Genomic DNA, 25,253 nt, shown 5'->3' with positions numbered 1-25,253 from the left:
CACGCATCGATCCGGCCATCACCGGGGAGCGGTCGGCAGAACGGCGACGAGGCACCGTCAGGTGCAGTGGCGCTCAGTAGATCCGAACGGGGCAGGCCCGTCACAGCCGGAGGCCCGGTCGTGAGCAACGAGCACGACCAGGGGCAGAGCGGCGACCCGAGCCGAGAGGCACGGGGAGCAAGCGGGGTGGTACCGCGCGAGAGCGTCCCCGCATCCGAGAACCGAGGATGCAGGAGACCAGCGTGACCGACCAGCACCGCTACCCGCTCGCGAGCGGCGCGACCGACGCCGCCGGCGTCGTGGCGAGCCCCGACCTCCCCGCCCTCGAGCGCGGCATCCTCGCCTTCTGGAAGGGCGACGACACCTTCAAGGCGTCGGTCGAGCAGCGCGAGGGCTGCCCCGAGTGGGTCTTCTACGACGGCCCGCCGTTCGCGAACGGCCTGCCGCACTACGGCCACCTCCTCACCGGCTACGCGAAGGACGTCTTCCCGCGCTTCCAGACGATGCGCGGCAAGCAGGTGCCGCGCGTGTTCGGCTGGGACACGCACGGACTGCCCGCCGAGCTCGAGGCGATGAAGCAGCTCGGCATCACCGAGAAGGCGGAGATCGAGGCGATGGGCGTCGACGTCTTCAACGCCCGCGCGCGCGAGTCGGTGCTGCAGTACGTCGACGAGTGGGAGGACTACGTCACCCGCCAGGCGCGCTGGGTCGACTTCGAGGGCGGCTACAAGACCCTCGACCTCTCCTACATGGAGAGCGTCATCTGGGCGTTCAAGGAGCTCCACGACAAGGGCCTCGCCTACGAGGGCTACCGCGTGCTGCCGTACTGCTGGCGCGACGAGACGCCGCTGTCGAACCACGAGCTGCGCATGGACGACGACGTCTACCAGGATCGCCAGGACACGACGCTCACGGTCGCGTTCCCGTTCCGGGGTGAGTCGGCGGATGCGTCGGGCCTGACGGGCGTCAAGGCGCTCGCGTGGACGACGACCCCGTGGACGCTGCCGACGAACATGGCGCTCGCGGTGGGCCCCGAGATCGAGTACCTCGTCGTGCCCGCAGGGCCCAACGGCACGACGGCGGGCGAAGGCTCCTTCCTGCTCGCCGCCGCGACCGTGCCCGCCTACGCGAAGGACCTCGGCTACGACGACGCCGAGGCCGCGCTCGCAGCCGTGACGCGCACGCTGCGCTGCGAGGATCTCGCGGGACTCGAGTACGAGCCGCTCTTCGACTTCTTCACCGACGCATCCGTCTGGGGCACCGAGCGCGCCTTCCGCGTCCTCGTCGACGACTACGTCGCGACCGGCGAGGGCACGGGCATCGTGCACCAGGCGCCCGCCTACGGTGAGGACGACCAGCGCGTCACGACCGCTGCGGGCATGCCGACGATCCTGTCGGTCGACGACGGCGGCCGGTTCCTCGACAGCGTGCCGCCCGTGGCCGGCCAGCAGGTCTTCGACGCCAACAAGACGCTCTCGAAGCTGCTGAAGGACGCCGGCCGCGTGCTGCGACAGGCCTCCTACGTGCACTCCTACCCGCACTGCTGGCGCTGCCGCAACCCGCTCATCTACAAGGCGGTCTCGAGCTGGTTCGTGCGCGTCACCGAGATCAAGGACGACCTGCTCGCCGCGAACGAGCAGATCACCTGGGTGCCCGAGAACGTCAAGCACGGGCAGTTCGGCAAGTGGCTCGAGGGCGCGCGCGACTGGTCGATCAGCCGCAACCGCTACTGGGGCAGCCCCATCCCGGTGTGGAAGAGCGACGACCCGAACCATCCGCGCGTCGACGTCTACGGCTCGCTCGACGAGCTCGAGCGCGACTTCGGCGTGCGCCCGACCGACCTGCACCGGCCGGCGATCGACGAGCTCACGCGCCCGAACCCCGACGACCCGACGGGCAGGAGCACGATGCGCCGCATCCCGGACGTGCTCGACGTCTGGTTCGACTCGGGCTCGATGCCGTTCGCACAGTTCCACTACCCGTTCGAGAACGAGCAGTGGTTCGCCGAGCACAGCCCCGCCGACTACATCGTCGAGTACATCGGGCAGACGCGCGGCTGGTTCTACGTCATGCACGTGCTCTCGGTCGCGCTCTTCGGGCGGCCGGCGTTCGAGAACGTCATCAGCCACGGCATCATCCTCGGCGACGACGGCTTCAAGGCCTCGAAGTCGCGCCGCAACTACCCCGACGTCAACGAGTCGTTCGACGCCTACGGCTCGGATGCGGTGCGCTGGAACCTGCTGCAGGGCTCGATCCTGCGGGGCGGCAACTTCGTCGTCTCGGAGGAGGGCATCCGCGAGGCGCTGCGGCAGTTCCACCTGCCGCTGTGGTCGACGTGGTACTTCTTCGCGACCTACGCCAACCGCGCCGCTGACGGCGAGCCCTACCTCGCGAAGCGGTCGACGGCGTCGACCGACGTGCTCGACCGCTACATCCTCGCGAAGCTGCGGAAGACCGTCGAGACGACGACGGATGCGCTCGAGCGGCTCGACGCGACGGGCGCGACCTGGGCGGTGCGCGAGTTCCTCGACGTGCTCACCAACTGGTACGTGCGGCGCTCGCGCGACCGGTTCTGGCTCGGCGTGGCCGCGGACGGCTCGGGCTCGCAGGCGTTCGACACCCTCTGGACCGTGCTCGAGACGCTCTCGCGCATCGCCGCGCCGCTCTCGCCGCTCGTCACCGAGGAGGTCTGGAAGGGCCTCACGGGCGGCCGCTCGGTGCACCTCACCGACTGGCCCGACGTCGCCGACCTGCCCGCCGACGACGAGCTCGTGCGGCAGATGGATGCCGTGCGCGCGATCGCGAGCGTCGGCAACGCGCTGCGCAAGCAGGCGAGGAAGCGCGTGCGGCTGCCGCTGCCGACCCTCACGGTCGTCGGCTCCGTCGACGTCGCGCCGTTCCGCGCCGTGCTGCAGGACGAGCTCAACGTGCGCCAGGTCGTGCTCGAGGAGGCAGACGAGGGCTCGCTCGAGCGCTACGGCATCTCGCGCCGGCTGCAGGTGAACGCGCGCGCCGCGGGCCCGCGCCTCGGCAAGGACGTGCAGCGCGCCATCCAGGCGGCGCGTGCCGGCGACTGGGTCGCAGAGGACGGCGTCGTGACCGCGGGCGGCATCGCGCTGCAGGAGGGCGAGTTCGAGCTCGCGCTCGAGGTCGCCGACGAGTCGGCCGCGGTGGGCTTCCTCCCCGGCGGCGGCTTCGTCGTGCTCGACACCGCGACGACGCGAGAGCTCGAGGCCGAGGGCCTCGCGCGCGACGTCGTGCGCGCCGTCCAGCAGGCGCGCAAGGAGGCCGGGCTCGACGTCTCCGACCGCATCCGCCTCGAGCTCGGCTCCGACGAGCACGGCGTGCGGGCGCTCGAGGCGAACCGCGAGCTCGTGATGGCCGAGACGCTCGCGCTCGAGCTCACCCTCGACCGCATCGACGACACGATGGGCGAGCTCGCCGACGGCCGCACCGCGCACCGCGTGGGCGACGGCTCGCCGCTCGCGATCGCGCTCGAGCGCTTCGAGGCTGGCCGCGACCGCGTGGAGGTGGGCGCATGAGTGAGCACGACGACGTCGACGACCGCATCCTCGAGTCGCTCGAGCACGCCGAGGCGGCCCGCGCCGCCTACGACGGGCTGCTCGCGCGAGCGGGGGAGCACGCCGTCGAGCCGCGCATCGAGGCGACCCGGCGGGCGGTGGAGCTGCTCGGCGATCCGCAGCGCTCCTACCGCGTGATCCACATCACGGGCACGAACGGCAAGGGCTCGACCGCCCGCATCGCCGACGCGCTCCTGCGCGCGCACGGCCTGCGCACGGGCGTGCTCACGAGCCCGCACCTCGAGCGGGTGAATGAGCGCATCCTCATCGACGGGGAACCCGTCTCGGACGAGGCGTTCGCGCGCAACTACGAGGAGATCGGGCCAGTGCTCGAGCTCGTCGACGCCGAGCTCGAAGCTGCGGGGCAGCGGCGGCTGACGTTCTTCGAAGCCTTCACGGTGCTCGCGCTCTCGGTGCTCGCGGATGCGCCGGTCGACGTCGCGGTGCTCGAGGTCGGCATGGGCGGCACGTGGGACTCGACGAACGTCGCCGACGGCGACGTCGCGGTCATCACGCCCATCGCCCTCGACCACACGAACCGGCTCGGCTCGACGGTCGAGGCGATCGCGCGCGAGAAGGCCGGCATCATCAAGCCCGACGCGATCGTCGTCTCGGCGCGGCAGGAGCCCGAGGCCCTCGCAGTGCTCGAGGCGCGCGCGGCCGAGGTCGGCGCCCGGCTGCTCGTCGAGGGGCGCGAGTTCGCGCTCGCGGGGCAAGCGGTCGCCGTGGGCGGCCAGCTCATCACCGTGCGCGGCCTCGCGGCCGAGTACATCGACCAGCTCGTGCCGCTCATGGGCGCGCACCAGGGCGCGAACGCCGCGCTCGCGCTCGTCGCCGTCGAGGCGTTCCTCGGCGGCGGCTCGCAGCCGATGACCGCCGAGGTGCTCGCCGACGGCTTCGCCGCCGCGTCGTCGCCCGGTCGCCTCGACGCCGTCGGAGCGCATCCGCTCGTCATCCTCGACGCCGCGCACAACCCGCACGGCGCGGCGGCGCTGCGCACCGCGCTCGGCGAGTTCTTCGGGCTCGAGCGGGTCACGCTCGTGCTCGGCGTGCTCGCCGGCAAGGACGCGACCGGCGTGCTGACCGCGCTCGAGAGCGTCGTCGACGAGGTCGTCATCACGCAGTCGACGTCCGAGCGCGCGCTCGACGCCGACGAGCTCGCCGCGCAAGCCGTGGCCGTGCTCGGCGCCGACCGGGTCGTCGTCGAGCCCGACCTCTCGACCGCGGTCGAGGCGGCGCGCGAGGCGGCGACCGATCGCGGCGGCGCTGTCGTCGTCACCGGCTCGATCACGCTGCTCGGCGACGTGCTCGGCCACGCGCGCGAGGCGGGCTGGCTGCTGCGGCCCGACGCGCGCCGGCAGGCGGCGACGGTCGAGGTCACCGACGAGGAGGGGCAGGCGTGAGCGAGCCGATGGCGCAGGACGAGCCGACGGCGCAGGCTGAGGGAGCGGCGAAGCGTCGCCCCCGCCCGGCGCGCGGCGCGATGGAGGCGCTGCTTCGCATCGTGCACGGCCTCGAGGTCGCGGGCATCGCGTTCGGCGCCCTCGCCGCGTGGGGCGTCACGCGCGACTGGCCGGCGCCCGTCGCCTTCGTCGCGGTCGGCGTCGCGCTCATCGCGACGATGCCGCTGCTCGCGCGCCCGTGGGGATGGCTCGTGAGCCTCGCGCTGCAGGTCGCGGTCGCGGCGCTCACGGCGTTCGAGCCCGTGTGGGGCGTCGTCGCGCTCGTGCTCATCGGCCTGTGGATCTACTGCTTCGTCAAGGCGCGCGGCATCGAGCGGCGGCGCCGCGCCTCGGGCCTCGACCCGCGAGGCGCGCCCGGCACCTGAGCCGGCCCGAGGGTGCGCGGCCGTGAGCCGTCGAGCATGTGCACGCTCTTGCGGCTCGCCGCGCCGCCGGGCCGCAACAGCGTGCACATCCCGCGTGCGCCGCGGATCCGATGTGCACGCTCTTGCGGTGCGACAGACGGTCGAGCAGCAGCAGCGTGCACACGGCTGCTGGCCGCGCCGCCGCGCGGCGTCCCGGCCGCATGGCGTCGGTAGGCTGGAGCCCATGCAGAGCACCCTCGTCCTCATCAAGCCCGACGGCGTCAAGCGCCAGCTGACCGGCGCGATCCTCGCGCGCATCGAGGCCAAGGGGTACGTCGTCGCCGACCTGCGCATGGTGCAGCCCGAGCGGGCGCTGCTCGAGGAGCACTACGACGAGCACCGCGGCAAGCCGTTCTTCGAGCCGCTCGTCGAGTTCATGCTCTCGGGCCCGTCCGTCGCGATCCGCCTCGAGGGCGACCGCGTCATCGAGGGCTTCCGCTCGCTCGCCGGCACGACCGACCCGACGACCGCCGCGCCCGGCACGATCCGCGGTGACTTCGGCCGCGACTGGGGCCTCAAGGTGCAGCAGAACCTCGTGCACGGCTCCGACTCCGAGGAGTCGGCCGAGCGCGAGCTCGCCCTCTGGTTCGCCTGACCCGTTCATCGAACTTCCCTCAAGCGCGACGATCGCGACCGGACTCCCGCAGTTCGGGGAAGTTCGACACTCTCGCTAGAAGGCGAAGAGGAACCGGGGGATGCCGGGCAGCACGATCATGATCGTCAGCACGACGATCACGGCGAGCGCGAGCGAGAGCACCCAGCCCCAGCTCGAGAAGCGGGCGGCGGTGCGCCGCAGCCCCGCGGGCGCGGGGAGCGCGCCGGCGCCGAGCGCCCACGTCCAGAGCGGGAACGCCATCGCGTACATCGCCATCCAGACGAGGAAGCACCAGGGGCACACGAAGCCCAGCACGAAGACCGACTGCTGCGCGAGCCACAGCACGAACACGAGCCCGCCGAGCACGCCGATCGAGAAGACCGTCCACACCCACCGCGGCATCGCGACGCGACCGAGCGTCAGCGCCCCCATGATGATCGGAGCCGGGAACGCCATGAGCCCGAGGAAGGGGTTCGGGAAGCCGAACAGCCTGCCCTGCTCCGACTCCATCGCGCCGGAGCACGACAGGAACGGGTTGAGGTCGCACGAGAGCAGCTCCTCCGGGTGCAGCAGCAGCTCAATGCGCTCGACCGAGAGCGCGAACGCGCCCGCGAGCCCCGCGAGCCCGGTAACGATGAGCAGCACGCCGAGCCACACGGGCGCGGCGATGTGGGCGGGTCGAGCGTCTGACATGGAGCCTCCTGCTCAGCATCCTGTCAGTCCGGGGGCGCGATGAGCTTCGACGCGGCGACTCTCACAGCATTCACCTTGGGTGCGATCGCCATCGTGCTGCTGCCGGGCGCGAACAGCCTCTTCGTCGCCACCACGTCGCTGCGCGCCGGTCGCGGGCCCGGCTTCCGCGCGATGCTCGGCGTCTTCCTCGGCGACGCGATCCTCATGGTGCTCGCGGTGCTCTCGGCGCAGGCGCTCTCCGCCAACCCGGTCGTCTACACCGTGCTCATCTGGGCCGGCGCCCTCTACTTGTGCTGGCTCGCGCTCGGCCTCGTGCGCAGCGCGCTCGTGCGCCTGCGCGCCAAGCTGCGGCGCACCGCCGAGCCGGAGCCGAGCGAGAGCCCCATCAGCCCGCCGACCGCGCCCAACCCGATCATCGCCGAGCCGCGCCTGCGCCCGTTCCGCACCGCGCTCGTGACGAGCCTGCTGAACCCGAAGGCGATCCTGTTCTTCGCCTCGTTCTTCCTGCAGTTCATCGACCCGGCTTCGCCGACACCCCTCGCCGACCTGCTCGTGCTCATGCTCATCATCGAGGGCCTCTCGGCGGCGTACCTCACGGTGCTCGTGCTCATCGGCGCGAACATCGGCCGCCGGGTGCAGCCGCACGGCTGGCTCGCCATCATCGGCACCCTCGTCGCCGCGCTCGGCTTCCTCGCGCTCGCGGTGCGGGTCGTGCTGCCCTGAGCGTCGGCAGCGGTCCCGCGGAGCACGTGCGCTAGACTTCCCGCAGCGTCCGACGGGCGCTCGCACAGGTTTTCCGGGCGGCACCGCCGACCCGGGTCGTCCCCGCGAGGGGGCGGAAGGAAGGATTCGCGCCGGGGCGCGCCCCGTTCGCGACAGAGATGACGACCGGCGGCGCCGGTCGTGGCAGGAGCGCGCCAGCGATGGTGGACAACGACACGACCCTCCCCGAAGAGCCGACGACGGCGACGGGAGCAGCAGCGACGACCGCGCCCGAGGCGCAGAAGGCGCCGCGCAAGCGCGCCACGACGCGCCGCAAGGCGGCGCCCGAGGCGGCCGCGTCCCCGGAGACGGCGGATGCGTCGACGGACACGGCGGATGCGTCGCCCGAGCAGACGGTCGCGTCGCCCGAGCAGACGGCGGTCGCCGAGCCCGCGCAGCAGCCCGAGGCGCCGGCCCCCGACTCGCTCACCGAGTCGGGGGAGCAGGAGCCCGGCCACGAGCCCGGCCTCGCCGACCCCGGCAAGCCCGCGGACGCATCCGGCTCGGAGGAGGCGACCCAGGACGCGCCGAGCGAGGACGACCCCATCGCCGCCGCGCGCACGCTGCCCGAGCTGCCCGCCGGGCCCTTCGGCCTGCTCTTCCACGCCCCCGACCTCGAGCGGCTCCCGACGCTGCCGCCGCTGCGCGCGGAGCTCGACGACGAGGACGACGAGGACGACGAGGGCGACGACCAGCAGGACGGCCGGCGCTCGCGCCGCTCGCGCTCGCGGTCGCGCTCGCGCCGCAGCGAGGACGAGAAGCCGCTCATCACCGAGCCGCAGAAGGTGCGCGGCTCGACCCGGCTCGAGGCGAAGCGCCAGCGCCGGCGCGAGGGCCGCGACGCCGGTCGTCGCCGCACGGTCGTGACCGAGACCGAGTTCCTCGCTCGCCGCGAGGCCGTCGAGCGGCAGATGATCGTGCGCTCGAAGCACGACCGCGTGCAGCTCGCGGTGCTCGAGGACGGCGTGCTCGTCGAGCACTACGTCGCGAAGGCGAGCGAGTCGAGCCTCATCGGCAACGTCTACCTCGGCCGCGTGCAGAACGTGCTGCCGAGCATGGAGGCCGCCTTCGTCGACATCGGCCGCGGACGCAACGCGGTGCTCTACTCGGGCGAGGTCGACTGGGACGCCGCCGAGCTCGAGGGCCAGCCGCGCAAGATCGAGCTCGCGCTCAAGCCCGGCGACACCGTGCTCGTGCAGGTCACGAAGGATCCGGTCGGCCACAAGGGCGCCCGGCTCACGAGCCAGATCTCGCTGCCCGGCCGCTACCTCGTCTCGGTGCCCGGCGGCTCGATGAACGGCATCTCCCGAAAGCTGCCCGACACCGAGCGCGCTCGCTTGAAGAAGATCCTGAAGCAGGTGCTGCCCGAGGGCGTCGGCGTCATCGTGCGCACGGCCGCGGAGGGCGCGACCGAGGAGCAGCTGACGCGCGACGTCGAGCGCCTCACGCGTCAGTGGGAGCGCATCCAGCAGCTCCGGAACGGCTCCGCGCCGCAGCGACTGCACGCCGAGCCCGACCTGCTCGTGAAGATCGTCCGCGACGTCTTCAACGAGGACTTCTCGAAGCTCATCATCCAGGGCTCGGAGGCGCTCACCACGATCCGCGAGTACCTCGAAGCCATCGCGCCCGACCTGCTCGACCGGGTCGAGGCCTACGACGGCACCGACGACCCCTTCGACCACTTCCGCATCGCGGAGCAGATCGACAAGGCGCTCGACCGCAAGGTGTGGCTGCCCTCAGGCGGCTCGCTCGTCATCGACCGCACCGAGGCGATGACCGTCGTCGACGTCAACACCGGCCGCTTCGTCGGCGCGGGCGGCAACCTCGAGGAGACGGTCACGAAGAACAACCTCGAGGCGGCCGAGGAGATCGTGCGCCAGCTGCGGCTGCGCGACATCGGCGGCATCATCGTGATCGACTTCATCGACATGGTGCTCGAGTCGAACCGCGACCTCGTGCAGCGGCGCCTCATCGAGTGCTTGAGCCGCGACCGCACGAAGCACCAGGTGGCGGAGGTCACGAGCCTCGGCCTCGTGCAGATGACGCGCAAGAAGCTCGGCCTCGGACTGCTCGAGACCTACTCCGAGCCGTGCGAGATCTGCGCGGGCCGCGGCGTCATCGTGCACCACGAGCCCGTCTCGAAGCCGCAGCGCCAGCAGCAGGAGAACGGCGGCCAGGGCGGCGGTCGCCGTCGCGGCCGCGGCAAGCAGGGCGAGCAGCAACCCGAGCAGCACCAGCAGCAGCAGGGCGCCAGCACCGGCGGCACGCACGCGATCACGGACGACATGCGCAAGGGCCTGTCCCAGATCGCGGCTGCGGCGAAGGGCAAGCCGGTCGACGCCGAGCAGCCGGCCGCCGAGCAGCCGGTCGTCGAGCAGCCTGTCGTCGAGCAGCCCAAGGGCGAGCAGGGCCGGCGCGAGCGCCCCTCCGGCAAGGTGCAGCCCTCGAAGGCCGCGGTCGAGGCGGTCGCCGCCGAGCCGGTCGTGACGATCCTCGACATCCCGGTCGAGCCCAAGCAGGAGCAGCCGGCCGAAAAGGTGAGCGAGCGCGACCTCGACGGGCTGCTCGGCGGCGCGCTCGACGCGCTCGCCGCGCCCGCGCCGGGCACCGGCAAGGCCGCGCGCCGCTCGCGCCGCGCCTCGTCGGGCGTCATCACGGCGAAGCCCGACGACAAGTAGTCGACGCGCGGGGAGCGGGGCGGGCTACGGCCGGTCCCGCTCCTTGACGCGCAGCCCGCTCGCGATGAGCCGCTTCACGAGCACCTTCGGCGGCACCTGCTCGGCGCCCATCGCGACGAGCTCCGCGATGCGCTCGGCGGGCACGTCGTAGTGATCGTGGTCGAACCCGCGCCGCGGGAGCCCCGCCGCGCGCGCGAACGCGTGCAGCTCGTCGAGCGACGCGTCGCTCACGAGGTGCGCCCACATCGTGCCGTGGTTCGGCCAGAGCGGCTCGTCCACCAGGATCGCCATGCGCTCACGGTAGCGCCGCCACGCGGGGCGGCGCTGTTGACCGGCATGGCTCGCGGCGTGTATCGTTGTTCGCTGGCGCTCGTCGCAATTCCTTGCGCGCGCTACAAGCTTCGTCCCGGCCCTGCCGGGAGTCGTTCCAACAGTGAGGATCCAACGTGGTGTACGCAATCGTGCGCGCCGGCGGCCGGCAGGAGAAGGTCGAGGTCGGCACCGTGCTCGTCGTCGACCGCATCGCCGGTGACGACAACGGCAACGTCGAGCTGGCCCCCGTGCTGCTCGTCGACGGCGACAAGGTCACGACCGACGCCGACGCGCTCGCCAAGGTCAAGGTGACGGCCGAGGTCGTGACCGACCTGCGCGGCCCGAAGATCCGCATCCAGCACTACCGCAACAAGACCGGCTACAAGCGCCGCATGGGCCACCGTTCGGAGCTCACGCGCCTCAAGGTCACCGGCATCAAGTAAGGGAGCCGCAGACATGGCACACAAGAAGGGCGCATCGTCCACCCGCAACGGCCGTGACTCGAACGCGCAGCGCCTCGGCGTCAAGCGCTTCGGCGGCCAGGTCGTCAAGGCCGGCGAGATCATCGTCCGCCAGCGCGGCACCCACTTCCACCCCGGCGCCGGCGTCGGTCGTGGCGGCGACGACACCCTGTTCGCCCTCGAGGCGGGCTCGGTCGAGTTCGGCACGAAGGGCGGCCGCAAGGTCGTCAACATCGTCGCCGCTGGCTGACACGAGACACACCCGATGAACGGGGCGGGCTTCGGCTCGCCCCGTTCTCGCATCGAGAGGAGACCTCCGTGGCGACATTCGTCGACCAGGTCACGCTGCACCTGCGCGCAGGGAACGGCGGCCACGGCTGCGTCTCCGTCAAGCGCGAGAAGTTCAAGCCGCTCGCCGGCCCCGACGGCGGCAACGGCGGCGACGGCGGCGACATCGTGCTCGTCGCCGACAACCAGGTGACGACGCTGCTCGGCTACCACCGCAACCCGCACCGCGCGAGCGAGAACGGCCAGCCCGGCATGGGCGACCACCGCTCGGGCACGACGGGCTCCGACCTCGTGCTCCCCGTGCCGGTCGGCACGGTGGTGTCGGATGCGTCGGGCGAGCAGCTCGCGGACCTCTCGCAAGCGGGCATGCGGATCGTCGTCGCCGAGGGCGGCCAGGGCGGACTCGGCAACGCCGCGCTCTCGAACCAGAAGCGCCGCGCCCCCGGCTTCGCGCTGCTCGGCACGCCGGGCTTCGAGGGCGACATCACGCTCGAGCTCAAGACCGTCGCCGACGTCGCGCTCGTGGGCTTCCCGAGCGCCGGCAAGTCGAGCCTCGTCGCCGCGATGTCGGCCGCGCGGCCGAAGATCGCCGACTACCCCTTCACGACGCTGCACCCGAACCTCGGGGTCGTCGAGTCGGGCCAGTCGCGCTACACGATCGCCGACGTGCCGGGCCTCATCGAGGGCGCGAGCGAGGGCAAGGGGCTCGGGCTCGAGTTCCTGCGCCACGTCGAGCGCTGCTCGGCGCTCCTGCACGTCATCGACTGCGCGACGCTCGAGCCGGGCCGCGACCCGGTGACCGACCTGCAGGTCATCCTGCGCGAGCTCGCCGCCTACCCCGTGCCCGAGGGCCAGACTCCGCTGCTCGAGCGGCAGCAGCTCGTCGCGCTCAACAAGATCGACGTGCCCGAGGCCGCGGAGCTCGCCGCCTTCGTGCGCGAGGAGATCGAGGCGATGGGCTTCCGGGTCTTCGAGATCTCGACCGTCGCGCACAAGGGCCTGCGCGAGCTCTCGTTCGCGCTCGCCGAGATCGTCGAGGCCGACCGCGCGGCGAAGGCCGCCGAGCCCGCGCCCGAGCGGATCGTGCTGCGGCCGCGCGCGATCGACGAGGCCGGCTTCAAGGTCAAGGTCGAGGGCTCCCACTCCGGGCCCGTGTACCGCATCCTGGGCGCGAAGCCCGAGCGCTGGGTGCAGCAGACCGACTTCCAGAACGACGAGGCCGTCGGCTACCTCGCCGACCGGCTCGCGAAGCTCGGCACCGAGGAGGCGCTGCTCAAGGCAGGCGCCGTCCCCGGCGCGACGGTCGTCATCGGTCCGGGCGCCGGCATCGTCTTCGACTGGGAGCCGACGATCGCCTCGGCCGCCGAGCTCGTTGGCAACCGCGGCACCGACCCGCGTCTCGATCAGGGCGGCCGGCGCACGACCGCCGAGCGGCGCGACGAGTACCACCGCCGCATGGACGCCAAGCAGGCCGCGCGCGACGAGCTCGGCACCGAGCGCGACGCAGGCATGTGGACGGACGACGAGGGCTTCGAGGTGCAGCGCTGGGAAGACGAGGGATGACGCGGCTCGACCTCACCGCCGGCGAGCGCGTCGTCGTCAAGGTCGGCTCCTCGTCCATCTCGGGCGAGCGCCGCGGCCAGATCGAGCCGCTCGTCGACGCCCTCGCCCGGCTCCACCGCTCGGCCGAGGTCATCCTCGTCTCCTCCGGCGCCATCTCGACCGGGATGCCCTACCTCGGGCTCGAATCGCGGCCCGTCGACCTGCCGATGCAGCAGGCGGCGGCCGCGGTCGGGCAGAACGTGCTCATGAACCGCTACCAGCGGAGCCTCTCGCGGCACGAGGTCGTCGCGGCGCAGATCCTGCTGACGGCCTCCGACATGGAGCTCGACTCGCACCGCGTGAACGCGCGCAACGCGCTCGAGCGGCTGCTCGAGCTGCGGATGCTGCCGATCGTCAACGAGAACGACACCGTCGCGACGCACGAGATCCGGTTCGGCGACAACGACCGGCTCGCGGCGCTCGTCGCGCGGCTCGTCGGCGCCGACCGGCTCATCCTGCTCTCGGACATCGAGGCGCTCCGCACCGCGCCGCCGGACGAGGCCGGCTCCGAGCCGATCGAGCACGTGCCCTTCGGCGACCCGCTCGAGGGCGTGCGCCTCGGCGCCTCCGGCTCGCACATCGGCTCGGGCGGCGCGATGACGAAGGTCGACGCGGCGCGGCTCGCGGCCGAGGCGGGCGTCACGGTCACCGTCACCGCGACGCCGCTGCTCGACCGGCTGCTCTCGGGCGAGCGGCTCGGCACCGAGTTCGAGGCGAACCCCGCGCGGTGGAGCTCGGAGCCGAGGCACGTCCGTGCCTCTGCCGCGACCCCAGCGCCGGAGCCCGTCCCGGGCTCCGGGACCGGCAGAGCGCTCGCACAGCCCGATCGAGCTCGCGGCGGCTCCTAGGATCGAGGCATGGCCGATGACCTCGATGCGCTGCTGACCGACTCGAAGCAGGCCTCCCGCGCGCTCGGCGTCGCGCCGGCGGGCCAGCGGCACGAGGCGATCCGCGCGATCGCGACCGCGATCGAGCGCGCGACCGACCGCATCCTCGCCGCCAACGCCGAAGACCTCGAGCGCGGCCGCGCGAGCGGCCTCGCCGACGGTCTGCTCGACCGCCTCCTGCTCGACGAGCGCCGCATCGCCGGGCTCGCCGCCGCCGCGCGCGCGCTCGCCGAGCTGCCCGACCCGATCGGCGAGGTGCTGCGGGAGCGCACGCTGCCCAACGGGCTCGAGCTCACCGAGGTGCGCGTGCCCTTCGGCGTCGTCGGCGTCATCTACGAGGCGCGCCCGAACGTCACGGTCGACCTCGCGTGCATCGGGCTCGGCTCCGGCAACGCCGTCGTGCTCCGCGGCGGCTCGGCCGCCGAGCGCACGAACGCCGCGCTCGTCGAGGCGATCCAGGATGCGGTGGCGGGCGAGGGACTGCCGCGCGAGGTCGTGCAGACGATCGACCGCTTCGGCCGCGACGGCGCCGGGCGACTCATGCGCGCCCGCGGCCTCATCGACCTGCTCGTGCCGCGGGGGAGCGCCGCGCTGATCGACCGCGTCGTGACCGAGTCGACCGTGCCCGTCATCGAGACCGGAGCCGGCGTCGTGCACGCCTTCGTCGACCGCGCCGCCGACCTCCCGATGGCGCTCGACATCGTGCTCAACGCCAAGACGCAGCGCACGAGCGTCTGCAACGCGCTCGAGACCGTGCTCGTGCACCGCGACATCGCCGAGACCGCCGTGCCGACGATCGCGGTCGCGCTGCAGCAGGCGGGCGTCACGATCCACGCCGACGGCGCGCTCCCGGGCGTCGACGGCGCCGAGCCGCTCCGCGACGGCGGCTGGGCGACCGAGCACCTCTCGATGGACGTCGCGATCGGCGTCGTCGACGACCTCGACGCCGCGATCGAGCACGTGAACGCCTTCGGCACGCACCACACCGACACGATCATCACCGACGACGCGGATGCGGCGGCCAGGTTCCTCGCCGAGGTCGACTCCGCAGTCGTCATGCACAACGCATCCACCCGGTTCACCGACGGCGGCGAGTTCGGCTTCGGCGCCGAGGTGGGCATCTCGACGCAGAAGGCGCACGCGCGCGGCCCGATGGGCCTGCCGGAGCTCACGAGCACGAAGTGGATCGTGCGGGGCTCCGGCCAGGTGCGGGCCTGACCGATCCGACCGCGATAGGCTTGCACCATGACGCTGATCACGCTGACCTCGGCCCTGCTCGAGGCCTCGCTCGAGGCCGAGGGCGACTCCGCTTCGGCATTCGGGCCCTACATCGCCGCGGGCATCACCGCCGCTGTCTTCATCATCTCGGCGATCGTGCTGCGATCGTTCCGCGACGTCGCGCACCGCTCCGAGCGGCACGACGTGCACGGCAACGCCTGATCCGCCTCCGTGGCTGAGCGCCGCCGACGCCTCGGCATCATGGGCGGCACGTTCGATCCCGTCCACAACGGCCACCTCGTCGCCGCGAGCGAGGTCGCGCACCACTTCGCGCTCGACGAGGTCGTCTTCGTGCCGACCGGCGAGCCCTACCAGAAGCGCAACGTCTCGCCCAGCGAGGACCGCTACCTCATGACGGTAATCGCGACGGCCTCCAACCCGCGCTTCCGCGTCAGCCGCATCGACATCGACCGCGGCGGGCCCACCTACACGATCGACACGCTCCGCGACGTGCGTGCGGCGCATCCCGATGCCGAGCTCTTCTTCATCACCGGGGCGGATGCGTTCACCTCGATCGTGGAGTGGAAGGACGCCGACGAGCTCTGGGAGCTCGCGCACTTCGTCGCCGTCACCCGCCCGGGCCACCACCTGTCGGTGCAGGACTATCCGCGAGAGCGTGTCTCGGAGCTGGAGATTCCCGCCCTTGCGATATCCTCGACCGATTGCCGTGCGCGCGTTCGCGCCGGCTATCCCGTCTGGTACCTCGTGCCCGACGGAGTGGTTCAATACATCAGCAAGCACGACCTGTACCGGAGACTGACAGCATGACCGATGCGAACGAGGGGCGCCCGCTCACCCGGCGTCAGCTTCGCGAGCTCGAGCGCGCTGCAGAGCTGGCCCGCACCGGCGGAGTCCCGCCGGTTCCCGATGCAGCCGAGCACGAGCAGCTGAGCGATGAGCCCGAGCGGCTCGGCCGCCACTCCACCCCGAGCGTCCCGGCGGCGCCGGAGGAGATGCAGCCGCTCGAGGCGCAGCTCGCCGTCGACGCGCCCGAGGCCGAGCCTGCCCCCGAGCCCGAGCCCGAGCCCGAGCTCGCGCCGCAGCCTGAGCTCGCCCCCGAGCCCGCGCCGCAGCCCTCGAAGCCGCTCGGCCGCTTCTTCGGCCGCAAGAAGGCCGCCCCGGCACAGCAGGCGCCCATCGACCTGCCCGAGACCGTCGCGATGGATCGGGTCGACGCCGACGAGGCCGAGCGCGCCGAGGTCATCGAGGCCGAGATAGAGCCGGCCCCGCCCGCCCAGCAGCCCACCGCATCCGTGCCCGCACCCTGGTCGGCGCGCCGCTCGAGCGTGCAGGTCGACGACGTGCAGGGCCTCGACACCGTCGACGACCACGAGCTCGACAGCCTCGAGATCGACGAGGTCATCGTCGAGCAGCCGCGGGTCTCTGCGCACCGCGTCGCCGAGTCGACCCCCGCGCAGCTCGAGGACAAGCGCGCCGCCGAGGCCGAGGAGGAGCCGACCCCGACGGGGCCGAGCCGCGGCCAGTCGCAGCGACTGCCGGTCATCGTCAACGTCGTCTCCGACACGTCCGAGCACCACATCGCCGACCTCCGCGACCAGGGCGTCGCGACGAGCGGCAGCGGCTCCTCCACCTCGTCTTTCACCGCGAACGCGCTCGTGCTGCCCGCCGGCACCGACAGCCCCGACTTCCAGCTCGAGGGCGAGGACGGGCTGCTCGTCACCGGCTCGATCGACGTGCCCGAGGGCTTCGCGTCGTCCGGTCGCGGCAGCGCCTCGATCGACGGCAGCGACGTCGACGCCGAGGTCGCCGAGGGTGAGGTGTCGAGCCCCGAGACGGCGCCCGTGCGCGCCTCGAAGGCCGTCTCGTCCTACGCGAACGCCCGCGTGCAGATCGCGCCGCAGAAGCAGCGCACGAACGTCGTCCCGGTCGCGATCGGCGCCGGCGCCGGCGTGTTCGTCGCGGGCGTCGTCGGCGTCATCGTCTGGGCCCTCTCGCAGGGGATCCTCTGAACATCAGGAGTGCACGATGAGTGCCGATCAGCGGGCGATCGAACTCGCCCGAGCCGCGGCGCGCGCCGCCGACAAGGCGCTCGCCGTCGACCAGGTGGCGCTCGACGTCTCGGGGCAGCTGCCCCTCACCGACGTGTTCCTCATCGCGACCGGCCGCAACGAGCGGCAGGTGAGCGCGATCGCGCGCGACATCGAGGATGCGCTCATCGTCGACGGCGCGAAGCCGATCCGCCGCGAGGGACGCGCTGACGGCCGCTGGGTGCTGCTCGACTTCTCCGACATCGTCGTGCACATCTTCCACGAGGAGGAGCGCACCTACTACCAGCTCGAGCGGCTCTGGCGCGATGCGCCGGTCGTCGACCTGCAGCTTCCCGAGGCTCCCGCCACCGCCGAGTAGCGCCCGCCGGCGCTGACCTCGCCTCCACGCTCGCGCGCTGCACCGGCACGTGAGCGGTCGACTCCGCGCGTGAGCGGTCAGCTCCGCGCGTGAGCGGTCAAATCCGCGCGTGAACGGTCACTCGAAGTGACCGCTCACACGCCGAAGTGACCGCTCACACGCCGAAGTGACCGCTCACGCGCCAGGATGACCGCTCAGAGGCGGAGCTTCCCGACTGCTCAGGCCCGCGCGAACGCGCCCGCGTCGCCGCGCCGAGCGCGCACGAGCGCGACGACCATGCGCCCGCGCCCGCGGGCGGTGAAGCGCTCGCCCTCGAGCGTCGGCTCCACCTGGGCGCCGTCCATCCAGAGCGCGATCGCCTCGCCCGCCGCGCGACCGGTGACGACGAGCTCGTCGCCGTCGCGGGTCGCCCGCAGCTCGATGCTCGCGGCGGCGTCGCCCGTGCCCCGCAGCGCGGTCCACTGCGTGGCCGGCAGCTCCGGCGTCCTGGGCGGCACCGTGCGCCGCTGCCGCTGCGCCTCGATCGCGAGCCCGATGCGCAGCAGGCGCTCGTCGTCGTAGGGTCGGCCGGCGATCGTGAGTCCCACGGGCATCCCGATGTCGTGCATCGTGCCCATCGGCACGGTGACGGTCGGGATGCCGAAGTGCCGCCAGACGAGGTTGCCGTTCGCGACCCAGGTGCCGTTCCGCCACGCGAGCTCGGCCGAGGCCGGGTTCGTGTCGGCGTCGGCCGGTGCGACGTCGGCGAGCGTCGGCATCACGACGACGTCGATCCCGTTCGCGTCGAGCCACTCGTCCCAGTCGAGGCGGCGCGTCTCCTCGAGCCCCGCGATGCCGGCTGCCATCGCCGGGATGTCCTCGAGCTCGGGCACGGGCAGCGACGGGAACTCCGCGAGGTCGATGCTCGCCGCAGGCTCGAACGCGGGCGAGCTGCGCTCGAAGCGGTCGGGGAGGGCACCGGGCGGATGCGGGAAGATGCGCTCGCCGTCGACGTCGCGCAGGTGCGGCAGGGCGGGATCGCCGTTGCGCTGCAGGAAGCCCTCCCACGCCCACACCGCGAGCTCGCGCAGCTCGCTCTCGATGAAGCGCGGCGGCACGATGCCGCGGTCGAGGAGGTGCGGGGCGCCGTCGCGATCGCCCTCGTAGTTCGACACGAGCGGCAGGTCGGTCTCGACGACCGTCGCGCCGGCGGCGCGGAGGTCGTCGGCCATCGCGCGCCACAGCTCCAGCACACTCTCGCGCGTCGGAATGGGGGCGCGGAGGTCGGGGTCGGCGCCGATGTACATGCGCGGCACCGCGATCGTGAGGCCCGCGAGCGGCGCGGGCTCGAGCGCGGCGAAGGATGCGGGGCGCACGTCGGCGACGGCCGGCACGTCGAGCCACGGCTGCTGCCGCCAGAAGTCGCCGTCGGTGCGCTCGTCCGGCACGACGAGCGCGTCGAGCGCCGCGAGCAGGTCGGCCATCGAGCGGGTGTGCGGCACGACGACGTCCATGGTCGGCACGAGCGCCCAGTTGCCGCGCATCGAGATGAGGCCGCGGGAGGGTGTGTAGGCGCACAGCGCGTTGCAGCTCGCCGGCGCGCGGCCCGACGACCACGTCTCCTCACCGAGCCCGATGACCCCGATCGACGCGGCGGTCGCGCTGCCGGAGCCGTTGGACGACCCCGAGCCGAATGCGCTTGTGAGCCACGCGGCGCTGTAGGGGCTCTCGGCGCGGCCGCGGAGGCCCCGCTGCATGCCGCCGTTCGCCATCGGGGGCATCGTCGTGAGGCCGATGAGCACCGCGCCCGCCTCGCGCATCCGCTCGATCGCGAACGCGTCCTCGCCCGCGACGAGGTGCTCGAACGCCGGGCTGCCGGCCGAGACGGTCATGCCGCGCGCGGAGTAGCTCTCCTTCGCGGTGAAGGGGATGCCGTCGAGCGGCCCCGCGGGTCGGCCCGCGCGGATCCTCGCATCGGCGGCCGCGGCCGCCTCGAAGACGTCGGGCGCGAGCACGGGCACGGCGTTCAGCCGCGGACCGGCCACGTCGAACGCGGCGATCCGCGCGAGCGTGAGCGCCGCGAGCTCGGTCGCGGTCGTCCGCCCCGCGTCGAGCTCGGCCCGGAGCGAGCGCACGCTCGCCTCGACGAGCCGCGCTCCGCGCACCGAGCCCGCCTCGCTCACGCGGCGCTCCTCGGCTGCTGCTGCGTGATGCAGTGGATGCCGCCGCCGCGGGCGAAGAGCTCGCGGGCGTCGACCGTCACGGCGCGCCGCCCGGGGTAGACCGCCTCGAGCACCTCGCGCGCGGCCTGGTCGGCGGCTGGGTCGCCGAAGCCGCACACGATGATGCCGTCGTTCACGATCACGTGGTTGACGTACGACCAGTCGACCCAGCCCTCGTCGTCGCGGAGGGTCGCGGGCGCGGGCAGCGGCACGACCTCGAGCCGAGCGCCGCTCGCGTCGACCGCCTCGGCGAGCAGCTTCGCGGTGTCGCGCGAGACGGCGTGGTCGGGATGCTCGGGGGAGCGCTGCTCGTGCACGAGCACGCGCCCGTCGCCGACGAGCGACGCGACGATGTCGACGTGGCCGCGCGTGCCGTAGCGCTCGTAGTCGCGCGTGAGGCCGCGGGGGAGCCAGATGGGATGCGTCGCGCCGATCGTGCGCGCGAGCTCGGCCTCGACCTCGGCGCGGGAGATGCCGGGGTTCCGACCCGGGTCGCGCTGCACCGTCTCGGTCAGCAGCACGGTGCCGCGGCCGTCGACGTGGATGGCGCCGCCCTCGTTCACGAGCTCCGAGGGGATGCGCTCGGCGCCGGCGAGGTCGGCGACGATCGCGCCGATGCGCGAGTCGTGCTCCCAGCTCGCCCAGTCCTGCGCGCCCCAGCCGTTGAAGACCCAGTCGACGGCGCCGAGCCTGCCGTGCTCGTCGAGCACGAACGTGGGGCCGATGTCGCGCATCCACGCGTCGTCGAGCGGCGCCTCGACGAGCGTCACGGCGCTCGAGAGCAGCCGCCGAGCGACGCCCACCTCCTCGGCGTCGACGATCATCGTCACGGGCTCGAACTCGCTCGCGGCGTTGGCGACCGCGGCCCACGCCTCGTGCGCCGCCGTGGCCTCAGCGGGCGTGTCGCCGGCGTTCGGGCCGTGCGGGAACGCCATCCACAGCCGCTCGTGCGGGTCCGACTCCACGGGCATGCGCCAGGACATCCGTCTCCCATCGTCGCGATCGGTATTGATCGGTTGATCAATAGCCTGGCTCGACAAGTTACTGTGGTCGCGGCGAGGAAGCAATGACCCCAGTGAAGCGAGTCCGGAAGAGTCCCGAGGAGCGGCGTGCCGACGTGCACGGCGCAGCGCGAGCGATCGCGCTCGAATCCGGCCTGAGCGCCGTCACGCAGCGCGCGGTGGCCGAGCGCGCGGGCGTCGCGCCCGGCCTCGTGACGCACTACGCCGACCGCATGGAGCTCCTCGTCGCCGAGGTCTTCCGCGACATCGCGCAAGAGGAGCTCGAGAGCGTGCGGGCGAGCGTCGAGGCCGTCGACGGCGGCGACGTCGAGCGCGTGATCGCGCTGCTGCACGGGCTCATCCGCGACTACCGACGCGACGTCGCGCTCGTCTGGCTCGACGGCTGGAGCCTGTCGCGACGCAACGAGGAGCTCGCCGCGACGCTCGTCGACCAGGCGCGGGCGTGGGAGGACTTCGTCGCCGGCGTCTTCGAGCGGGGGGATGCCTCGGGTGCCTTCCGCGCGCCCGACTCCCTCGCGCTCGCGCGCTTCGTCATCGGTGCGACCGACGGCTTGAGCGCCCAGGCGACGGTGTGGGCGGGGCATGAGGAGGAGACGGTGCGCTACGTCACCCGCACCGTCGCGGGCCTGCTCGGCATCCCCACCTCGGCGCTCGCGCGCGGCGCCTATTGATCATTTGGCCAATAGTGTGCGACACTCGCTCGCGCGGCGCGGAGCAGCGCCGACGACGGAGGGATCGACACCATGCTGGAACGCGCTTGCGACGTCCTCGTGATCGGCGCCGGGGCCGCTGGCCTCAGCGCAGCGACGCGCCTCGTCGAGTCGGGCTTGACGGTCACGGTGCTCGAGGCGCGCGACCGCGTCGGCGGGCGCACGTGGACTCGGGAGATCGACGGCGCCGTGCTCGAGATCGGCGGCCAGTGGGTCTCGCCCGACCAGGAGGCGCTGCTCGAGACGCTCGACCGGCTCGGGCTCGAGACCTACGCGCGCTACCGCGAGGGCGAGAGCATCTACGTCGACCGCGAGGGGCAGCGCCACCGCTACACGGGTGAGATCTTCCCGGCCGGCGCCGAGACCGAGGCCGAGATCGAGCGCCTGATCGGCATCCTCGACGGGCTCGCGACCGAGGTCGGCGCGACCGCGCCCTGGGCGCACCCGCGGGCGGCGGAGTTCGACGCCATCTCGTGGCACCACTGGCTCCGCACCCAGTCCGACGACGAATCCGCGTGCGAGATCGTCTCGATCTACGTCGCCGAGGCGATGCTCACGAAGCCCGCGCACTCGTTCAGCCTGCTGCAGGCGCTGCTCATGGCGGCCTCGGCCGGCGGCTTCGCCAACCTCGTCGACGAGGACTTCATCCTCGACCGCCGCGTCGTCGGCGGCATGCAGCAGGTCTCGCTCCGGCTCGCCGAGCAGCTCGGCGACTCGGTCGTGCTGAACGCGCCCGTGCGTCGCCTCGAGCACTCGGCCGACGGGGTCGTCGCGCACGCCGACGGCGGCGTGGTCGTCCGCGCCAAGCGCGCGGTCGTCGCGGTGCCGCCGAACCTCTACTCGCGCATCGACTTCCAGCCGCCGCTGCCGCGCCTGCACCAGCAGATGCACCAGCACGTCTCGCTCGGCCTCGTCATCAAGGTGCACGCCGTCTACGCCTCGCCGTTCTGGCGCGAGGACGGGCTCTCGGGCACGGTCTTCGCCCCGCACAGCCCCGTGCACGAGGTCTACGACAACACGAACCACGAGGATGAGCGGGGCACGCTCGTCGCCTTCATCTCCGACCTGCAGGCGGATGCGTCGTTCGGGCTCGGACCGGAGGCGCAGCGCGCCGCGATCCTCGAGCAGCTCGCCGAGTACTTCGGCCCGCGCGCGCTCGAGCCCGAGGTCTTCTACCTCTCCGACTGGGGCGCAGAGGAGTGGACGCGCGGCGCCTACGCCGCGAGCTTCGACATCGGCGGCCTCTCGCGCTACGGCGCGATGCAGCGCGAGCCGCTCGGCCCCCTGCACTGGGCGTGCAGCGACATCGCCGCCGAGGGCTACCAGCACGTCGACGGCGCGATCCGTCGCGGCTGGGCCGCGGCCGACGAGGTCATCGACGAGCTCGGCGACTAGACCGAGCCAGATCCGGATAGAGGAGTCAAAGGTGACTGCAACACGAGCGGCCGACGCCGCCGTCTCGAACAAGGGCCTCGCGCCCGGCACCGTCGGGGTGCTCGGGGCCGTCGTGATCGGCGTCTCGACGATCGCGCCCGCCTACACCTTCACCGCGGCGATCGGCCCGACGGTGAGCGCCGTCGGCGTGCAGGTGCCCGCCATCATCCTGCTCGGCTTCGTGCCCATGCTGCTCGTGGCGTTCGGCTACCGCGAGCTCAACCGCGCGATGCCCGACGCCGGCACCTCGTTCACGTGGGCCACGCGCGCCTTCGGCCCGTACGTCGGCTGGATGGCCGGCTGGGGCCTCGTGATCGCGACCGTGCTCGTGCTCTCGAACCTCGCGGGCATCGCGGTCGACTTCCTCTACCTGCTGCTCGCGCAGATCACGGGCAACGAGTCGATCGCCGAGCTCGCGGCGAACCCCTTCATCAACGTCATCACGTGCCTCGCGTTCATGGCGGCCGCGACGTTCATCTCGTACCGCGACATCGAGACCACGCAGCGCCTGCAGCTGGCGCTCGTCGCCTTCCAGGTGCTCGTGCTGCTCGCCTTCGGCATCACCGCGCTCGTGCGGGCTTCCTCCGGCGAGGCGCTCGACCACACGCCGATCGACCCGTCGTGGTTCAGCGTGTTCCAGGCGCCGTCGGTCAGCGCGGTCATCGCGGGCCTGTCGCTCTCGATCTTCATCTTCTGGGGCTGGGACGTCGTGCTGACGATGAACGAGGAGGCGAAGGACCCGGCGCGCACGCCCGGCCGCGCCGCCGCGATCACGATCGTCATCGTGCTCGGCCTCTACCTGCTGCTCGCGATCGCGCTGCTCGCCTTCGCCGGCGTCGGCGACACCGGGCTCGGCCTCGGCAACGCCGACATCCAGGAGAACGTGCTGTTCTTCCTCTCCGACCCGATCATGGGGCCGCTCGCCTGGCTCATCTCGCTCGCGGTGCTCACGTCGTCGGCGGCGTCGCTGCAGTCGACCGCGCTCTCACCGGCGCGCACGCTGCTCGCGATGGGGCACTACCGCGCCGTGCCCGCACGCTTCGCGACCGTGCACCCGCGCTTCCGCACGCCCGGCTTCGCGGCGGTCGTCTCGGCGCTCGTCGCGAGCGGCTTCTACGCGGTCATGCGCTTCGTGAGCGAGAACGTGCTGTGGGACACCATCACGGCGCTCGGCATGATGGTGTGCTTCTACTACGGCCTGACGGCGCTGAGCGCGGTCTGGTACTTCCGCAAGACGTCGACGTCGTCGGGGGTCAAGGCGTTCCTGGTGCAGCTGCTCGCGCCGCTGCTCGGCGGCATCATGCTCGTGGTGCTCTTCGTGCAGACGCTCGTCGACAGCCTCGACCCGGCCTACGGCTCGGGCTCCGAGATCGGCGGCGTCGGCCTCGTCGGCATCCTCGGCGTCGGCATGCTGCTGCTCGGCGTCGTGCTCATGCTCATCATGCGCAAGCTGCGCCCGGCGTTCTTCCGCGGCGAGGTGCTCCCGATGGGCTTCAACCGGGGCGACCTCGACACGAAGGCGCTCTTCATCAAGTAGCGGCGTCCACGACGACGGATGCGTCCGGCTCGGGTCCCCACGGACCGAGCCGGACGCATCCGCGCTGCCTGCCTGCCTAGCGGGCGAGCGAGGGCGTGAGCGTGATGACGTTCGCCCACGGGTCCTCGAAGCGGAGGCTCTGGCCGTCGTCGGCGACCGCGACGCCCGCGGACGCGAGCCGCTCGCGCGCCGAGCCGAGCGCATCCGCATCGGGCACCCGGATCTCGACGCGGCCGAGCCCGAGCGTGTCGGCGCGGCGCCCGGCGCCGCGCGAGTTCCACACGTTCATCGCCATGTGGTGGTGGTAGCCGCCCGCGCTCACGAAGAGCGCCGTGCTGCCGAGCGAGGCGGTCTCGGCGAAGCCGAGCGCGCCGACGTAGAAGTCGCGCGCGGTCGCGACGTCGCCGACCTGCAGGTGCACGTGGCCGACCTTGGCGCCGACCGGCGCCGTCGCCGACTGCCCGAACGAGCCGCGGTCGAGGTGCTCGCTGACGAAGCGGTTCGGGTCGATGAACTCGGTCGTCATGTAGACCTTGCCGCCCTCCCAGCGCCACTGGTCGCGCGGCCGGTCGACGTAGAGCTCGACGCCGTTGCCGTCGGGGTCGGCGAAGTAGAACGCCTCGGAGACGTGGTGGTCGCCGGTGCCGGCGAACTGGATGCCGGGGATCTGCGTCATCCGCACGACCGCGGCGGCGAGGGCGGCGTGCGTCGGGTAGAGGATCGCGGTGTGGAACAGGCCCGCGTCGGCCGGGTTCGGGCCGCGCAGGTCGGGCGCCTCCTCGAGCACGAGGATCGTGCGGCCGCCCACGCCGAGCTCGACGACGCCCGGGCGCTCGGCGATGTGCTCGAGGCCGACCCCGGCGGTGTACCAGTGCACGAGCCGAGCGAGCTTCGCGGTCTTGAGCATCACCGGGCCCATGTCGGTGGCGTCGGGCAGCAGGTCGATGGTGTCCATGAGTTCCTCCACGAGAGGGCAAC

23 protein-coding genes are annotated in these 25,253 nt (G+C 72.6%); 18 read left to right on the top strand and 5 right to left on the bottom strand.

Annotated elements, in window-relative coordinates; all coding sequences use genetic code 11:
* The first annotated feature begins 227 nt into the window (after window positions 1-227).
* The 4 genes from ileS to ndk all read left to right on the top strand — a co-directional run bounded on the left by ileS (window position 228) and on the right by ndk (window position 6,043).
* Window positions 228-3,542 carry an isoleucine--tRNA ligase gene (ileS, locus tag JSQ78_RS03455; protein WP_211449407.1) on the top strand — a complete coding sequence of 1,105 codons (3,315 nt, stop codon included), beginning with the start codon at window positions 228-230 and terminating at the stop codon, window positions 3,540-3,542.
* Window positions 3,539-4,984: a bifunctional folylpolyglutamate synthase/dihydrofolate synthase gene (locus JSQ78_RS03450; RefSeq protein WP_211449405.1), complete on the top strand. Its 1,446-nt coding sequence runs from the start codon at window positions 3,539-3,541 to the stop codon at window positions 4,982-4,984. Before ileS ends, JSQ78_RS03450 begins: the two co-directional genes overlap by 4 nt.
* Window positions 4,981-5,409, top strand: a complete 429-nt coding sequence (locus JSQ78_RS03445; RefSeq protein ID WP_211449403.1) for a DUF4233 domain-containing protein — start codon at window positions 4,981-4,983, stop codon at window positions 5,407-5,409. Before JSQ78_RS03450 ends, JSQ78_RS03445 begins: the two co-directional genes overlap by 4 nt.
* 223 nt (window positions 5,410-5,632) lie before the next feature.
* Entirely contained in the window at window positions 5,633-6,043 is a 411-nt protein-coding gene (gene ndk, locus JSQ78_RS03440) for a nucleoside-diphosphate kinase (protein ID WP_211449402.1), read from the top strand.
* 75 nt (window positions 6,044-6,118) lie between these two features.
* On the opposite strand, the gene JSQ78_RS03435 is transcribed toward ndk, so the two are convergent.
* Entirely contained in the window at window positions 6,119-6,736 is a 618-nt protein-coding gene (locus JSQ78_RS03435; RefSeq protein WP_211449400.1) for a vitamin K epoxide reductase family protein, read from the bottom strand.
* Between the two features lie 75 nt (window positions 6,737-6,811).
* On the opposite strand from JSQ78_RS03435, the gene leuE reads away from it, so the two are divergent.
* The gene (leuE, locus tag JSQ78_RS03430) at window positions 6,812-7,459 is read left to right on the top strand and encodes a leucine efflux protein LeuE (protein WP_211449398.1); all 648 of its coding nucleotides are present in this window, start codon (window positions 6,812-6,814) and stop codon (window positions 7,457-7,459) included.
* Between the two features lie 200 nt (window positions 7,460-7,659).
* A complete protein-coding gene (locus JSQ78_RS03425) occupies window positions 7,660-10,176 on the top strand; it encodes an Rne/Rng family ribonuclease (protein ID WP_211449396.1) in 2,517 nt (838 codons plus the stop codon).
* 24 nt (window positions 10,177-10,200) lie between these two features.
* On the opposite strand, the gene JSQ78_RS03420 is transcribed toward JSQ78_RS03425, so the two are convergent.
* Complete coding sequence (locus JSQ78_RS03420) at window positions 10,201-10,467, bottom strand: DUF4031 domain-containing protein (RefSeq protein WP_211449394.1); 267 nt, start codon at window positions 10,465-10,467, stop codon at window positions 10,201-10,203.
* A 155-nt stretch (window positions 10,468-10,622) separates the two neighbouring features.
* On the opposite strand from JSQ78_RS03420, the gene rplU reads away from it, so the two are divergent.
* The 9 genes from rplU to rsfS all read left to right on the top strand — a co-directional run bounded on the left by rplU (window position 10,623) and on the right by rsfS (window position 17,371).
* Window positions 10,623-10,931: a 50S ribosomal protein L21 gene (gene rplU / locus JSQ78_RS03415; RefSeq protein ID WP_021010989.1), complete on the top strand. Its 309-nt coding sequence runs from the start codon at window positions 10,623-10,625 to the stop codon at window positions 10,929-10,931.
* Window positions 10,932-10,944: 13 nt separating this feature from the next.
* Entirely contained in the window at window positions 10,945-11,199 is a 255-nt protein-coding gene (gene rpmA, locus JSQ78_RS03410) for a 50S ribosomal protein L27 (protein WP_211449392.1), read from the top strand.
* 68 nt (window positions 11,200-11,267) lie between these two features.
* The gene (obgE, locus tag JSQ78_RS03405) at window positions 11,268-12,800 is read left to right on the top strand and encodes a GTPase ObgE (RefSeq protein WP_211449390.1); all 1,533 of its coding nucleotides are present in this window, start codon (window positions 11,268-11,270) and stop codon (window positions 12,798-12,800) included.
* Entirely contained in the window at window positions 12,797-13,687 is an 891-nt protein-coding gene (proB, locus tag JSQ78_RS03400) for a glutamate 5-kinase (protein WP_211449389.1), read from the top strand. Before obgE ends, proB begins: the two co-directional genes overlap by 4 nt.
* Window positions 13,688-13,696: 9 nt before the next feature.
* A complete protein-coding gene (locus JSQ78_RS03395; RefSeq protein ID WP_211449387.1) occupies window positions 13,697-14,944 on the top strand; it encodes a glutamate-5-semialdehyde dehydrogenase in 1,248 nt (415 codons plus the stop codon).
* Between the two features lie 27 nt (window positions 14,945-14,971).
* Window positions 14,972-15,166 carry a hypothetical protein gene (locus JSQ78_RS03390; RefSeq protein ID WP_211449385.1) on the top strand — a complete coding sequence of 65 codons (195 nt, stop codon included), beginning with the start codon at window positions 14,972-14,974 and terminating at the stop codon, window positions 15,164-15,166.
* Between the two features lie 39 nt (window positions 15,167-15,205).
* Window positions 15,206-15,772, top strand: a complete 567-nt coding sequence (gene nadD, locus JSQ78_RS03385; protein WP_021010996.1) for a nicotinate-nucleotide adenylyltransferase — start codon at window positions 15,206-15,208, stop codon at window positions 15,770-15,772.
* A complete protein-coding gene (locus tag JSQ78_RS03380; RefSeq protein WP_211449383.1) occupies window positions 15,769-16,974 on the top strand; it encodes a hypothetical protein in 1,206 nt (401 codons plus the stop codon). Before nadD ends, JSQ78_RS03380 begins: the two co-directional genes overlap by 4 nt.
* 16 nt (window positions 16,975-16,990) lie before the next feature.
* Window positions 16,991-17,371: a ribosome silencing factor gene (gene rsfS, locus JSQ78_RS03375; RefSeq protein WP_211449381.1), complete on the top strand. Its 381-nt coding sequence runs from the start codon at window positions 16,991-16,993 to the stop codon at window positions 17,369-17,371.
* Window positions 17,372-17,589: 218 nt separating this feature from the next.
* Here rsfS and JSQ78_RS03370 read toward each other — a convergent pair whose 3' ends face one another.
* Both JSQ78_RS03370 and JSQ78_RS03365 read right to left on the bottom strand, forming a co-directional pair.
* The gene (locus JSQ78_RS03370; protein WP_249295871.1) at window positions 17,590-19,533 is read right to left on the bottom strand and encodes an amidase; all 1,944 of its coding nucleotides are present in this window, start codon (window positions 19,531-19,533) and stop codon (window positions 17,590-17,592) included.
* Complete coding sequence (locus JSQ78_RS03365; protein WP_249295869.1) at window positions 19,530-20,543, bottom strand: agmatine deiminase family protein; 1,014 nt, start codon at window positions 20,541-20,543, stop codon at window positions 19,530-19,532. The genes JSQ78_RS03370 and JSQ78_RS03365 overlap by 4 nt, the downstream gene beginning before the upstream one ends.
* 95 nt (window positions 20,544-20,638) lie before the next feature.
* Here JSQ78_RS03365 and JSQ78_RS03360 point away from each other — a divergent pair, with 95 nt between their 5' ends.
* The 3 genes from JSQ78_RS03360 (at window position 20,639) to JSQ78_RS03350 (ending at window position 24,275) form a co-directional block, all read left to right on the top strand.
* Complete coding sequence (locus JSQ78_RS03360; RefSeq protein ID WP_211449377.1) at window positions 20,639-21,265, top strand: TetR/AcrR family transcriptional regulator; 627 nt, start codon at window positions 20,639-20,641, stop codon at window positions 21,263-21,265.
* Window positions 21,266-21,337: 72 nt separating this feature from the next.
* The gene (locus tag JSQ78_RS03355; protein WP_211449375.1) at window positions 21,338-22,699 is read left to right on the top strand and encodes a flavin monoamine oxidase family protein; all 1,362 of its coding nucleotides are present in this window, start codon (window positions 21,338-21,340) and stop codon (window positions 22,697-22,699) included.
* Window positions 22,700-22,715: 16 nt separating this feature from the next.
* On the top strand, window positions 22,716-24,275 hold the full coding sequence (locus tag JSQ78_RS03350; protein WP_211450492.1) for an APC family permease: 1,560 nt from the start codon (window positions 22,716-22,718) through the stop codon (window positions 24,273-24,275).
* A 76-nt stretch (window positions 24,276-24,351) separates the two neighbouring features.
* Here JSQ78_RS03350 and JSQ78_RS03345 read toward each other — a convergent pair whose 3' ends face one another.
* A complete protein-coding gene (locus tag JSQ78_RS03345) occupies window positions 24,352-25,230 on the bottom strand; it encodes a VOC family protein (RefSeq protein WP_249295865.1) in 879 nt (292 codons plus the stop codon).
* Between the last annotated feature and the right edge of the window lie 23 nt (window positions 25,231-25,253).

This window comes from Agrococcus sp. Marseille-Q4369, from assembly GCF_018308945.1.
Lineage (GTDB): Bacteria > Actinomycetota > Actinomycetes > Actinomycetales > Microbacteriaceae > Agrococcus.
Note: the sequence above shows the minus strand (reverse complement) of the source record. Positions and strands in the feature narration are given on the sequence as shown.

Coding starts and splice junctions, on each gene's coding strand:
- ileS (WP_211449407.1), top strand. CDS start 228: ATGCAGGAGACCAGCGTGACCGACCAGCACCGCTACCCGCTCGCGAGC.
- JSQ78_RS03450 (WP_211449405.1), top strand. CDS start 3,539: ATGAGTGAGCACGACGACGTCGACGACCGCATCCTCGAGTCGCTCGAG.
- ndk (WP_211449402.1), top strand. CDS start 5,633: ATGCAGAGCACCCTCGTCCTCATCAAGCCCGACGGCGTCAAGCGCCAG.
- JSQ78_RS03435 (WP_211449400.1), bottom strand. CDS start 6,736: ATGTCAGACGCTCGACCCGCCCACATCGCCGCGCCCGTGTGGCTCGGC.
- JSQ78_RS03425 (WP_211449396.1), top strand. CDS start 7,660: ATGGTGGACAACGACACGACCCTCCCCGAAGAGCCGACGACGGCGACG.
- JSQ78_RS03420 (WP_211449394.1), bottom strand. CDS start 10,467: ATGGCGATCCTGGTGGACGAGCCGCTCTGGCCGAACCACGGCACGATG.
- rpmA (WP_211449392.1), top strand. CDS start 10,945: ATGGCACACAAGAAGGGCGCATCGTCCACCCGCAACGGCCGTGACTCG.
- proB (WP_211449389.1), top strand. CDS start 12,797: ATGACGCGGCTCGACCTCACCGCCGGCGAGCGCGTCGTCGTCAAGGTC.
- JSQ78_RS03395 (WP_211449387.1), top strand. CDS start 13,697: ATGGCCGATGACCTCGATGCGCTGCTGACCGACTCGAAGCAGGCCTCC.
- JSQ78_RS03390 (WP_211449385.1), top strand. CDS start 14,972: ATGACGCTGATCACGCTGACCTCGGCCCTGCTCGAGGCCTCGCTCGAG.
- nadD (WP_021010996.1), top strand. CDS start 15,206: ATGGGCGGCACGTTCGATCCCGTCCACAACGGCCACCTCGTCGCCGCG.
- JSQ78_RS03380 (WP_211449383.1), top strand. CDS start 15,769: ATGACCGATGCGAACGAGGGGCGCCCGCTCACCCGGCGTCAGCTTCGC.
- rsfS (WP_211449381.1), top strand. CDS start 16,991: ATGAGTGCCGATCAGCGGGCGATCGAACTCGCCCGAGCCGCGGCGCGC.
- JSQ78_RS03365 (WP_249295869.1), bottom strand. CDS start 20,543: ATGCCCGTGGAGTCGGACCCGCACGAGCGGCTGTGGATGGCGTTCCCG.
- JSQ78_RS03360 (WP_211449377.1), top strand. CDS start 20,639: ATGACCCCAGTGAAGCGAGTCCGGAAGAGTCCCGAGGAGCGGCGTGCC.
- JSQ78_RS03355 (WP_211449375.1), top strand. CDS start 21,338: ATGCTGGAACGCGCTTGCGACGTCCTCGTGATCGGCGCCGGGGCCGCT.
- JSQ78_RS03345 (WP_249295865.1), bottom strand. CDS start 25,230: ATGGACACCATCGACCTGCTGCCCGACGCCACCGACATGGGCCCGGTG.